This window comes from Ruminococcus sp. Marseille-P6503 (assembly GCF_900604945.1).
In the GTDB taxonomy this organism is placed as follows: Bacteria; Bacillota; Clostridia; order Oscillospirales; family Ruminococcaceae; genus FB2012.
In genome coordinates this window covers 187,112-198,832 of sequence record NZ_UWPB01000001.1, presented here as the reverse complement: position 1 = coordinate 198,832, position 11,721 = coordinate 187,112, and the positions used below count along the sequence as shown (strand labels likewise).

Below are 11,721 nucleotides of genomic sequence, written 5' to 3'. Positions count from 1 at the left end.
TAGCTGTTTATCAGACGGCGTCAACAGATAATTCCCCGTCCTTGACCGTTATACCCAGAGCGGTTACCGAGCCTTCGCCTCTGTCAATAAGGACCTCGGCGACCTTGTCCTCTATCTCGTCCCTGATAACATGACGTATATCTCTCGCTCCAAGCTTTTTGCCGTAAGCCTTACGCGCAATAAGCTTCAAAGCCTCTCTGTCGTAAGCCAGCCTTACTCCCTTTTCCTCCAGCGGCTCCTTCATCTCGTCCAGCATAAGAGCGGCAATATCCGCGTAATTGTCCTCCGTAAGCGGATTGAATACGACGATCTCGTCCACTCTTCCCAGAAACTCAGGACGCAGAAACTCTCTCAGAGCCTTTATCGCTTTTTCATGCGATACCTCGGCGTCGGTCTTGTTAAAGCCCACTCCAGTATCCTTATCAGAAGAACCGGCATTCGACGTCATAACTATAACGGTATTTTCAAAGGAAACCGAACGTCCCTGAGAATCCCGTATTTTTCCCTCGTCAAGTATCTGAAGCATTATATTCATAACGTCCGGGTGAGCCTTTTCGATCTCGTCAAAAAGCACTACAGAATAAGGACGCCGCCTTACCTTCTCGGTAAGCTGTCCCGCTTCGTCAAAGCCTACATATCCCGGAGGCGAGCCTATAAGCTTTGAAACCGAATGCTTCTCCATGAATTCCGACATATCTACCCGTATAAGCGGTTCGGTCGCGTCGAAAAGCTCCTCACCGAGAGCCTTTACCAGCTCCGTTTTTCCCACTCCCGTCGGACCTACAAATATAAACGACGCAGGTCTGCGGCGCTTTGTAAGCTGAACCCTCGTCCGTTTTATAGCCTTCGCTACCTTGTCAACCGCCTCTTCCTGTCCGATTACTCTGGCAGACAGGGCTTTTTTAAGATTGCGTATCTTCTCATATTCAGTTTCTACTATCTTGTTCGCGGGAATACCCGTCCAGAGCTCTATTACCTTGGAAATATCCCCGTCTGTCACCTGAATGTTCTTTATAATTTCCTCAACCTCTTTAAGCCTGTTCTGAATACGCAGTATCTCGGCTTTTTCAGTGGCAATTATCTCATAGTCAGGATTTTCGGAAGCCTCGTAATCGGAAACAAGCTTCTCAAGCGTATGAAGATCCGAGTTAAGCTCGTCAAATTCCTCAAGCTCCGGACTTCTTATACTTGCAACGGCGCACGCTTCGTCAAGCAGGTCTATCGCCTTGTCCGGCAGAAACCTGTCGTTGATGTATCTCTCCGACAAAACGGCGCATTTTCTCAGCATTTCATCTGAAATCCTTACTCTGTGGTGCCTTTCATAATACTTTGCGATCCCCTCAAGAACCTTTACAGTATCCTCTACGGTAGGCTCCGAAACGGTAACCGGCTGAAAACGTCTTTCAAGAGCGGAATCCTTCTCGATATACTTTCGGTATTCCTTGAAGGTAGTGGCTCCTATTACCTGAACCTCGCCCCTGGAAAGCGCCGGCTTAAGTATGTTGGCGGCGTTCATCGTTCCCTCGCTGTCGCCGGTTCCCACCAGATTGTGAACCTCGTCTATAAAAAGAATAACGTTACCCTCGTTCTTTACCTCTTCCACAAGACCCTTGCAGCGGCTTTCAAACTGTCCCCTGAACTGAGTGCCGGCAACAAGTGCCGTCAGGTCAAGCAGATAGATTTCCTTATCCTTAATGTGAAACGGAACGTCGCCGCTGACAATTTTCTGAGCTATGCCTTCCGCAACGGCAGTTTTTCCCACGCCCGGCTCTCCGATAAGACAGGGGTTGTTTTTCTGTCTGCGCGAAAGAATATGAATAACTCTGGAAATCTCCTTATCTCTGCCGACAATATTGTCCAGCTTTCCCTCTCTGGCTCTTTCGGTAAGATTGGTGCAGTAATTAGTCAGGAATTTCAGCTTCTTTTTCTTTTCCCCCTTGGCGTCGGCGCTTTTGGAGGACGCCGGGCGGCTTTTTCCCGGTTCCGCCGGAGCGCCGGAGGTCTGTCCCTCAGACGGAACTCCCCCTCCGAAAAGGCTGCTTAAAAAGCTTGGCATTGTTCCGCTTCCGCCCAGCTCAAAATCGTTGCCGTCAGTAAGCTCCATAAGCTGGTCGGACATTGCCTGAACCTCTTCCTCGCTTATTCCCATTGACTTCATATAATCGTCTACCTGCGAAATTCCCAGCTCTTTGGCGCATACAAGGCAAAGCCCCTCGCTATGCTTCTGACTGGAATCGGCGGTATTCATCTGTGAGATAAACACAACAGCCGGTCTTTTTTTGCAGCGTGAACACATCAACATACTTCATCTGTTCCTTTCCCCGACCTTGAAGGTCCGTTTTTTTATTTATAGAAAATATAGAATATATATCTGAAAATATACGTTTTGTTTATTAACTCAGTATTAAGCGGAAAATGTCCGGGGTAATCCCCGCTGATCCTGATAACGGCGGAGCAGATAAATCCTATCAGCAGAATATACAGCGCGCCCTTTATCATTCCCGCCAGCAGCCCCAGAAATCTGTTTATTCCGTTTGCCGCGGGTATTCTGTCAAAAATTCCGGCAACGGCGAAAATTATTGCCAGTACCGACTCCGCGGCGATCAGAATTATTACAAACAGTATATATTTCACAACAGTCCGTATCAGCGGCGCCGCCGTTTCGGCAATATATCCTGCTCCCTCCGAGCTGTCCCCGGAAGCCAGCGCCCTTACAGTGTCGTAAACAAAGCCCTTGGAAAGCCCTGACATCTCGTCCGTATTCTCTATTCCCAGCCTCTTGCAGACCTCCCGCGCGAAGCCGTCCTCAAAAAAGGAATCAAGCTCCTCCTCAATTCGCTTTGCCTGAGCTTCGTCCGCACCGCCGTCCTCGGCAGCCCTTGCGACCGACTGCGGAATACTTCCGCTGCCGGAAAGCGCCTCTCTGAGCTGCTCGTCGGAAAGCTTAGTTTCCAAGCCGTTTTTTTCAAGGTAATCCCTTACCGTATCCTCAATGCTGAATTTTTCAAGGTCCTCGCTTATTTTCTGCTCTATCCTCGGCTGTACAAAGCTTTCATATACCGGCGTCGATAAGAGATCCGACGCAATAAAAGCAAGGACAACGCATACTATCGTCCCCAGCATTTTAAGCGCGTATCTTGCAAAGCCCCGGCAGTAGCCTATCGCCGCGGAAACTGTAAATATGAAAATAACTCCTATATCAAGAGCGAAAGCCATCAGTTTATTCCTTTCCGCAATATCCTACGACTCGAATACGATCTTGTTCACCTCACGGTATCCCATAAGATAAACGGCGTCGCTGTAATAAACAAAATCCGTGTTGTCGGAAGAAACCGCCGCGGTAGCTATAAGATTTCCGTTGACGTCATAAGCGTCCAGCGCTTCCGAGCTGAGCAGATATATCCCTCCGTCAATACAGCTGACCTTTTCAGGCGTTCCCTTTTCAGACCTGACAAGCGCGGGCTGAGCATTGTCCGAATCGCAGTCGAAAACCGCAAGCTGAGAAACTCCGCGGGTCATTCCGCTTACGGAAACCGCCGCGCATTCCTCACTTAAGGAATATGATATCATATCGGCGGTATATTCGTAGCTGTCGATTATTTTTCCCTTTTTGTCAAGCAGATAAAACCTTTCGTCGCCGGCAGCCCATATTCTGCCGCCTTTGTTTTCACAGGCTCCGAACACAAGCGAATCCAGCTTTTCGCTTTTCATAAGCTCGTCGGTCTTGTCAAACTCAACGTAGTGTATCTGTGAAAATATCTCTCCGTCCTCCGAAGCGAAGGCGCTTACATAGCAGCCTGCCCCGTCGTCGGTAAAGCTTATGTCCATGATCCTCTGACCGCAGCTCCACCTATAGATCTCAGTTCCGTTTGAATCGTACACCGTCATGCAGGCGACGTATTTTTCAGTCTGAGTAACGATCGCCGCGTTTCCGTTTCCGGCAAGCGTGGCGTAAATTATCTGGTCCTCAATACTTTTTTCATATACCTCTCCGCTCTTGTTGTACAGCCTGAAGGTATATCCGCCGTTATCAAACGCAAGCAGACGCTTTCCAGCGGTTTTTATCATGGGATTGCCGAAATTGTGATATACGGTATTCCTCAGCTTTCCGCCGCCGTCGTAAAAGCATATCCTGCTGTCGTCGGCTATTATAATATTGTTATCCATACGGTCGATAATATTTACCGATCCTCCGCTGAGCGCTATAGGAAAATTTCCCGACTGAGCTACTCCGTCGTTTACGATAGTGTCGTGAGGTCTTTCCAGGATTCCCTCCAGCTTCGGAACCCAAAGCTCCCTGGTAATATAAACCGCCAGCCCAAGCAGCAGAATAATAAGAATAATTATTGTTTTTTTCAGTATCCGGCGGCGTTTTTCTTTTTTTCTCGCCAGCCTGAGATCCTCCATGTCGATAGTATTTTCACTCTTGGCTCCGCCGCGCTTTCCGCGTATCTTTTTTTCTGTGGCTTCGGCTTCCTCGCCTGAGCTTACCTCTATCGGCCTGCTTTCGTCCTTGCCGTCTGCGGCTTCACCGCCGACGAAAGCCGTCCTTGGGTTTTCGTTTTCATTTCTTTTCACGTTAAGTCAAATCCTTTATCATCATAAAAAACCTTATTAAGATACAGACCCTGCGGAGGCGCCGTTATGCCCGCTTTCGTCCTGTCCCTTGCTTCAATCAGAGCCGGTATGGCATTCTCCGCGATCTTTCCCTCGTTTATATAAAGCAGCGTTCCGACCATAATTCTGACCATATTATAAAGAAATCCGCTGCCCGCTACGATAAACTCCACAATATCGCCGCTGCGCCTTACGTCGAAGCGGTATATTTTCCTTACCGTATTTTCTTTATCGCATTCCGCGGAGCAGAAGGCCTTGAAATCATGCTCGCCGACAAAAGCCTTGGCAGCCCTGTCAAGCTTTTGAGCGTCTATCGGAAACCAGCTTCTGTATACGGTATCCTTATAGAAAGGATCCTTTATTTCGCTGTTATGGACAAGATACCTGTATTCCTTGCCCCGGCAGCAGAACCTTGCGTGAAAATCCAGCGGCGCCTCTCGGCAGTCAAGGATAGCGATATCGTCCGGAAGCCTGTCGTTCAGACCGAATATAAGCCCCCGGCAGTTTATTCCGGAATCTGTTTCAAAGCTGAAATAATACTCTCTCGCGTGAACTCCGGCGTCGGTTCTGGAACAGCCGTTTATCGAAGCCCGCTTTCCGGTCAGCGATTCTATCGCCTCCTCGACTACCTGCTGAACGGCGACAGCGTTGTTCTGCCGCTGAAACCCGTGATAAGCCGCGCCGTTATACGCCATTTTTACTAAAAAATTTTTCATATCAGTCAAGCGTAATATTATCTATCGTATCAATTCTCACGATTTTGGTATAATCCTTTTTCTTGTCGTGAACAGTAACCTTTATCCACTCGTCGTCGGCGTCGATAACAGTACATCTGCTGTTGAAAAAATCATCGCCGTCGATGGTACACTCCATGCCTACCAGCTCCTTGATAAGTCTTGACATCTGATCTTCCCCCTTACCGTTTCTTCCCTCAAGTCTGCGCAGCCTGCTTTCAAGCCTTGACAGCCTGTCGTTCTGATCCATATCTGTCAGAAAGCTCATTGCACTACCCCTTCACAAATATATTTATAAGAATTACCGCCCCGATAAAAGCCGCGGTTACCGCTATAGCCGCATAATCCACAGAGCCGGTCTTCATCTGCTTCATTCTTGTTCTTCCCTCTCCGCCGTGATAGCAGCGGCATTCCATCGCCAGCGCCAGCTCCTCGGCTCTCCTGAAGGAGGAAACAAAAAGCGGAATAAGTATAGGTATAAGCGCCTTAGCCCTCTGGATCACCGAACCGCTTTCCATATCCGCGCCTCTGGCCTTCTGAGCCGACATTATCTTGTCGGTTTCCTCGATAAGCGTAGGAATAAACCTGAGCGCGATAGTCATCATCATAGCAAGCTCGTGAACCGGAACCCTGATCTTTTTCAGCGGCGAAAGCAGCCGCTCTATAGCGTCGGTCAGCTCAATAGGAGAAGCCGTATAGGTCAGAAGCGATGTTCCGATGATAAGACAAACGATTCTTACCACCATAAACACAGCCGTATGAACGCCCTGCTCAGTGATCTTTATAAATTTGAACTGCCACAGCACGTCTCCGGTTCTGACAAAAAGCAGATTGAGCAGCGCAGTAAAAATTATTATGGGAACTATAGGCTTCAGGCTTTTATACATCATCTTGAACGGAATCCCCGAAACCGCGAAAGCCGTAAGCGTATACAGGATACCGACCAGCAGTCCGTAAAAGCTGGACGACATAAAAAGCATTACTATAAAGGCCATGGTAAGCACAAGCTTTACCCGCGGATCCATTCTGTGAACGGGTGAATTTCCCGGAAAATACTGTCCTATAGTGATATCCTTTAACAAAGGTACATCCTCCTTAAACGCACATTGAAAAACCTGCTTTTACAGGTCTTTTATCCTCTTATCTATTTAGAATTCCCGTTTTTTCGCTGTCAATAAACATAAGAACGAATACCGCCGCCAGCAGTCCGACGGCGAAAAGCACGGCAAAGTTGCTCAAAAGCTCCGTAACCGCCGCTCCTGCAATTACTCCGGCTATAAAAAATAAAATAATTCCGTAAATTTTCAGTCCGTTTACAAGATATTCCTTTTCGCCGGTGCTTCTGTACCTGAAAACGCTCTCGGTCGCCGTCCGCAGATTTCCCGTACACATAGTCGTGGCAAAGCTTATGGAATGAACCTTTCTGAAGCTTTGCACCTGAAGCGAGCATACGAAGGATATCATTATATTCGCCGCGATATTGTATTTCCCCGCGGGAATAAACGCCGCCGCCGAAAGCACAGCGGCTTCAATCAGTATTATATACTGCCTCCAGTGGAAACGGGAAGCCGCGAAGCGTTTTCTTATCCATTCAGCCATGACTACGCCCAGAGCGAACATTATTATCGGAACAAGGTATCTGAGCATTCCCAGCCAATTCCTGCTGAATGCCGAGATCCCCAGCAGCACTATATTGCCGGTCTGAGCGTTGGCAAAGACCCGATCCCTGCAAACATAGCTGTAAGCGTCGAGAAAGCCTCCTGCCGAAGCAAGCAGTGCCGCGACCGTATAGGTTTCCGACATCTGTCTTTTCACGCCTGTCATTCGCTCATCTTCTTCCCGCCTGACAATTCCCGCAAAAGCAGCTTTCTGCCGAAATCCACAGTATAAACGTCCTCCCCGAAATCGTAACCCATAGCCTTGAGCCTGTTGAATACCCTTGTTATCTGCGGAACCGACAGACCCATTTCCTCCAGCTCCCGCGAACGGTGAAATACATTTACCGGCGTATCGTAGCAGAATACCTTAGCCGAATTCATCACCAGTATCTTAGAGCAGTGCTTTGCGACGTCCTCCATTGAATGGGAAACAAGCATTACCGTATTCTTCTTCTCCTGATGATACTCCCTTATAAGCCCGAGTATCTGCTCCCTGCCCTTGGGATCAAGTCCCGAGGTAGGCTCGTCGAGAATAAGTGCCTTCGGCTCCATAGCCATAACTCCGGCTATCGCCACGCGCCTTTTCTGACCGCCTGATAGCTCGAACGGAGATTTGTCAAGTATCTCTGGCGAAAGTCCTACAAGCCTTGCGGTCTCCTTTACCCTGCGGTCGATATCAGCGTCCGAAAGCCCCATATTTTTAGGTCCGAACGCTATATCCTTATAGCAGGTCTCCTCGAAAAGCTGATATTCAGGATACTGAAAAACAAGTCCCACCTTAAACCTTATAGGCCTTAGCCTCGATTTATCAGCCCACAGCTCCTCCCCGTCAATAAAAAGCTTACCTGAGGAGGGCTTGAGAAGTCCGTTGAAATGCTGAATAAGGGTAGACTTTCCTGAGCCTGTGTGACCGATAACTCCCACAAGCTCTCCCTCGTCTATCTCTATGCTGACATCGTCCACAGCAACCTTGCGGAAAGGCGTTCCTTCGCCGTAGACATATGATAAATTCTCAGTTCTGATTACTGCCATACTTTTACTTTCCTTTTGTCTAATACGATTATTCGTATTATTATATCATACATTTGTGTAGATTTCAAGAAAATTGTTTGAATGCAGGGTGTTAAACTCCCCTGTTATGTTAATCCGGATTCACATAAGCCTCTTTTTTCCCAGATCGCGCATTTTCATACTGATCTCTATCATGGAAACAAGACTCCACACCGGCACCAGCATAGATACTGCCAAAAGAACGTTTTTCAACTTGGAATATCCGGAAAGCCCTCTCATTCTGTACAATGCGGTAACGGTCATTGCGACTGTGATAATCATAAATACCGCGGTCAATGTTCCGAAAAGCAGGAAGAATATAATTGACGAGGACATATAGCCGACAACCAAAATCACATAGCATACCAGAGTCAGTCCAAAGGTACATATGCATATAAACCAGAAAAAAGGATTCATAGTTATGATTGACGCGCCGACAGCCGTCATAAAAATATGCACTCCCGTTCCCAGCGCAATAACCGCGCTTATCCAGAAAATTGGATAGGCTATCCACAAAAGACTGCGCTGTCGTTTCATGCAGGCAATATTGTAATCCTCATCGCTGCCGTTAAAACGCGTTCTGTCAATAGGCGCACGGCAGATTTTCACAAGAATATAAGACATCATAATAATCATTGGCAGCGCAAGCATAATATTAACCGCCAGAATCATACATCTTGACAGTGAAAAATCCGCCACCATGTTTATTATTCCCGAAATAACCACCGCCAGATAGCCGCACAGCAGCAGCGGTATTCCGACAACATACAAAACGCTCATAAACAATGTATTGCATTTCAATATCCCGGTTCTGTCAAGCACTATGAAAACAATCATTATCAGCAAAATTATCCACATAAAATATCCCCCTTGAATCAGTTTATCTGCCGCTTTCCACAATCAGCCGGGCAACCGCCTCGGCACACTCCTCCTCAGAGATTATCTCCGTGGAAATATCATAGCCCGCCTTTTTAAGCCCGTAAGCAAGCTTCGTTACCTGCGGAACGTCAAGCCCCAGATTTTTAAGCGTTTCGACCTGAGAAAAAACCTTTTTCGGAACGTTGTCCATAACTATTTCTCCTCCGTCGATAACCACCACTCTGTCAGCCTGAGCGGCTTCCTCCATATAATGGGTGATAAGAACTATAGTAACTCCGTTTTCACGGTTAAGCATTTTTATGGTCTTCATGACCTCCGCCCTGCCCTTAGGGTCCAGCATTGCAGTAGGCTCGTCCAGCAGGATACAGTCGGGACGCATAGCGATTATTCCGGCGATCGCCACCCTCTGCTTCTGTCCACCTGAAAGCTTATGGGGAGCGTGGCGTCGGTATTCGTACATACCAACGGTTTTCAGCGCCTCGTCTACTCTCCTGCGTATCTCCGCAGGCTCGACGCCCATATTTTCCAGAGCAAACGCCACGTCCTCCTCGACTATCGTAGCGACTATCTGATTGTCGGGATTCTGAAACACCATTCCCACCCGCTGACGTATAGGGAGCAGATTGTTTTCGTCCCTTGTATCCATCCCGTCAACGGCAACCTCTCCGCTTTCCGGAATATTTATAGCGTTGAAGCACTTTGCAAGAGTGGACTTTCCGGAGCCGTTATGCCCAAGGACAGCCACAAACTCGCCTTTTTTTATATCGAGGCTGATTCCTTTAAGCACCTCGGTTTTTACGGGAGGCTCCTCCATTTCGTTTATATATGAAAAATTAAGGTTTTCCGCTTTTAAAAATGTGTTCATTCTGTTCCTCTTTTCTCGATTGCATTTACTTGAGCTTTATCTCAAAGCTTACCTCCGTACTGTTTCATAAGCCTTTCGACCTCTTCAAGCTCAGGAGGACGCAGCGGGATAGGGAATCTTGACACCGCCGCTCCGGCAGCCGCGCAGGCGAATCTGACAAGCCTGTCGTCGTCAAAGCCTTTGTAAAGTCCGTAAACCGTGCCTGCCTTGAAGCTGTCCCCCGCTCCCAGAGTTGAAACAACGTCGACCTTCACCGAGCCGCGGAATTCAGGCTGCCGACCTTTTCTGCCGTACATCGCGCCCTTTTCCCCGAGAGTAAAGATAACAAGTCCGTCGGTATTTTCAGTATAGAGCCTGTAAAGCTCCTCATAGCTTTTATCGGGATAATGGCCGTCGAGATACTGGTGAGAAACCGCGTTTACGGCGCAGCGCTCATTCATATAGCTGTCGTGATCGCAGTCGATAGTCGCATAGGGCTTATCGTGCTTTACGCAAAGCCGCGCGATCTCGTCTCCGAAAAACGGGTCAGCTGCTACGCAAACGGCGTTTTTCACCGATTCCTCGCGGGGCGGCTCATAAAAAGGAATTTCACGGCTGAAATGCCTGCCGAATTCCCCGAAGCAGGTTCGGGTGCTTTTGTCAATGATCACCCTGTCCTCAACGCCCTCAAAATCCTCATAAACCAATTCGGAAAGGTCAGCGGATTTATCGGCAAAATAGCCGAGAATAAGATCCCTGTTTAAATTTCCGTAATGGGAGCCGCCGAGCTTTACCTTCGCCCCCAGACTGCAAAGTATAGCCGCCGCAGTTCCCGTTTCGCCGCCCAAATGGTGATATTTCTCCTTTATTTCAGCATAGCCGTCGGCTTCGGGATAATTGCCGCACAGCAGATATGCGTAGGTCGACATGACCATACCGTACATATAAATATAATCCGACATCTTATCACCTCTGAAAGTCAAAGCCTTACTTTTTAAAAAGCCCGTCCGTCATATCTGCCGTTCCTCCCATACCGCTGTTGAGCCGCAGGGCAGAGCCGTTAATGATTTTTCCACCGGCAGTCCTATTTCGTCGGCGGTCACCTTTCCTCCGAATCCGGGAGTGATGACCTCGTTCAGGATATAAGCCATAACTGACGGCGAAAGCCCCGTTGTATAGCTGTTGAGCAGGAAGAAAAGCGGCTTGTCCGAAAGCGCTTCGGAGCAGGTCTTTACCAGATCATATATGCAGTCCTCCAGCTTCCAGACCTCTCCGCCCGGACCTCTGCCGTAGCTCGGAGGGTCCATTACCACCGCGTCATAGCGGTTTCCGCGGCGTATCTCCCGCTGAACGAATTTAAGGCAGTCGTCTACCAGCCAGCGTACAGGCTTGTCCGAAAGTCCGCTTGCCGCGGCGTTTTCCCTTGCCCACTGAACCATTCCCTTTGAGGCGTCAACATGGGAAACCTGCGCTCCCGCGTTGGCGCAGGCAAGAGTCGCGCCGCCTGTATACGCAAACAGATTAAGCACCTTGATCGGTCTGCCTGCTTTTTTTATTTTATCCGCCATATAGTCCCAGTTTACCGCCTGCTCGGGGAAAAGCCCCGTATGCTTGAAGCCAGTGGGACGGATAATAAAGCTAAGCTCTCCGTAGGAAATATTCCAGCTTTCAGGCAGCTTTTTGCGGTATTCCCATTCGCCGCCTCCCTTCGAGGAGCGGTGATAGACCGCGTCCGCCTTATCCCACAGATCGGTTTTGCGGGGCGTTTTCCAGATTATCTGCGGATCTGGCCGCACCAGCACCTTTCCTCCCCAGCTTTCAAGCTTATCGCCGTCCGACGTGTCGATTATCTTATAATCCTGCCATTTGTCTGCAATCCTCATATTTTCAGCCCTCAGTTATATCCTTGATCATTTTTCACTATACCCGAACGGAAGCA

The 11,721-nt window shown here is 48.5% G+C and carries 12 protein-coding genes; all 12 read right to left on the bottom strand.

Annotation, left to right across the window (positions count from 1 at the left end):
• Window positions 1–10 precede the first annotated feature (10 nt).
• The 12 genes from EIH25_RS00910 to EIH25_RS00855 all read right to left on the bottom strand — a co-directional run bounded on the left by EIH25_RS00910 (window position 11) and on the right by EIH25_RS00855 (window position 11,665).
• Complete coding sequence (locus tag EIH25_RS00910) at window positions 11–2,302, bottom strand: ATP-dependent Clp protease ATP-binding subunit (RefSeq protein WP_206425670.1); 2,292 nt, start codon at window positions 2,300–2,302, stop codon at window positions 11–13.
• Window positions 2,303–2,343: 41 nt separating this feature from the next.
• Window positions 2,344–3,216 (bottom strand): CvpA family protein, encoded by an 873-nt coding sequence (locus EIH25_RS00905; protein ID WP_124098055.1) that lies wholly within the window; start codon window positions 3,214–3,216, stop codon window positions 2,344–2,346.
• Window positions 3,217–3,240: 24 nt separating this feature from the next.
• Complete coding sequence (locus tag EIH25_RS00900; protein WP_124098054.1) at window positions 3,241–4,578, bottom strand: DUF5711 family protein; 1,338 nt, start codon at window positions 4,576–4,578, stop codon at window positions 3,241–3,243.
• Window positions 4,575–5,333, bottom strand: coding sequence for a tRNA pseudouridine(38-40) synthase TruA (gene truA / locus EIH25_RS00895; protein ID WP_124098053.1), 759 nt, complete (start codon window positions 5,331–5,333; stop codon window positions 4,575–4,577). Before truA ends, EIH25_RS00900 begins: the two co-directional genes overlap by 4 nt.
• A 1-nt stretch (window position 5,334) precedes the next feature.
• Complete coding sequence (locus tag EIH25_RS00890) at window positions 5,335–5,619, bottom strand: hypothetical protein (RefSeq protein ID WP_124098052.1); 285 nt, start codon at window positions 5,617–5,619, stop codon at window positions 5,335–5,337.
• A gap of 4 nt (window positions 5,620–5,623) precedes the next feature.
• Window positions 5,624–6,433 (bottom strand): energy-coupling factor transporter transmembrane component T, encoded by an 810-nt coding sequence (locus EIH25_RS00885; protein WP_124098051.1) that lies wholly within the window; start codon window positions 6,431–6,433, stop codon window positions 5,624–5,626.
• A 58-nt stretch (window positions 6,434–6,491) separates the two neighbouring features.
• Complete coding sequence (locus tag EIH25_RS00880; RefSeq protein ID WP_124098050.1) at window positions 6,492–7,175, bottom strand: YoaK family protein; 684 nt, start codon at window positions 7,173–7,175, stop codon at window positions 6,492–6,494.
• Window positions 7,172–8,041, bottom strand: a complete 870-nt coding sequence (locus EIH25_RS00875; protein ID WP_124098049.1) for an energy-coupling factor transporter ATPase — start codon at window positions 8,039–8,041, stop codon at window positions 7,172–7,174. The genes EIH25_RS00880 and EIH25_RS00875 overlap by 4 nt, the downstream gene beginning before the upstream one ends.
• 120 nt (window positions 8,042–8,161) lie before the next feature.
• On the bottom strand, window positions 8,162–8,917 hold the full coding sequence (locus tag EIH25_RS00870) for a hypothetical protein (RefSeq protein WP_124098048.1): 756 nt from the start codon (window positions 8,915–8,917) through the stop codon (window positions 8,162–8,164).
• Window positions 8,918–8,939: 22 nt separating this feature from the next.
• A complete protein-coding gene (locus tag EIH25_RS00865; protein ID WP_124098047.1) occupies window positions 8,940–9,803 on the bottom strand; it encodes an energy-coupling factor transporter ATPase in 864 nt (287 codons plus the stop codon).
• A 41-nt stretch (window positions 9,804–9,844) separates the two neighbouring features.
• Complete coding sequence (locus EIH25_RS00860; RefSeq protein ID WP_124098046.1) at window positions 9,845–10,744, bottom strand: carbohydrate kinase family protein; 900 nt, start codon at window positions 10,742–10,744, stop codon at window positions 9,845–9,847.
• Window positions 10,745–10,792: 48 nt separating this feature from the next.
• Window positions 10,793–11,665, bottom strand: coding sequence for a class I SAM-dependent methyltransferase (locus tag EIH25_RS00855; protein ID WP_124098045.1), 873 nt, complete (start codon window positions 11,663–11,665; stop codon window positions 10,793–10,795).
• Between the last annotated feature and the right edge of the window lie 56 nt (window positions 11,666–11,721).

Bases quoted from the DNA above. Each gene is read 5' to 3' on its own strand.
- EIH25_RS00870 (WP_124098048.1), bottom strand. From the start codon at position 8,917: ATGTGGATAATTTTGCTGATAATGATTGTTTTCATAGTGCTTGACAGA.
- EIH25_RS00865 (WP_124098047.1), bottom strand. From the start codon at position 9,803: ATGAACACATTTTTAAAAGCGGAAAACCTTAATTTTTCATATATAAAC.
- truA (WP_124098053.1), bottom strand. From the start codon at position 5,333: ATGAAAAATTTTTTAGTAAAAATGGCGTATAACGGCGCGGCTTATCAC.
- EIH25_RS00910 (WP_206425670.1), bottom strand. From the start codon at position 2,302: ATGTTGATGTGTTCACGCTGCAAAAAAAGACCGGCTGTTGTGTTTATC.
- EIH25_RS00855 (WP_124098045.1), bottom strand. From the start codon at position 11,665: ATGAGGATTGCAGACAAATGGCAGGATTATAAGATAATCGACACGTCG.
- EIH25_RS00905 (WP_124098055.1), bottom strand. From the start codon at position 3,216: ATGGCTTTCGCTCTTGATATAGGAGTTATTTTCATATTTACAGTTTCC.
- EIH25_RS00860 (WP_124098046.1), bottom strand. From the start codon at position 10,744: ATGTCGGATTATATTTATATGTACGGTATGGTCATGTCGACCTACGCA.
- EIH25_RS00875 (WP_124098049.1), bottom strand. From the start codon at position 8,041: ATGGCAGTAATCAGAACTGAGAATTTATCATATGTCTACGGCGAAGGA.
- EIH25_RS00890 (WP_124098052.1), bottom strand. From the start codon at position 5,619: ATGAGCTTTCTGACAGATATGGATCAGAACGACAGGCTGTCAAGGCTT.
- EIH25_RS00880 (WP_124098050.1), bottom strand. From the start codon at position 7,175: ATGACAGGCGTGAAAAGACAGATGTCGGAAACCTATACGGTCGCGGCA.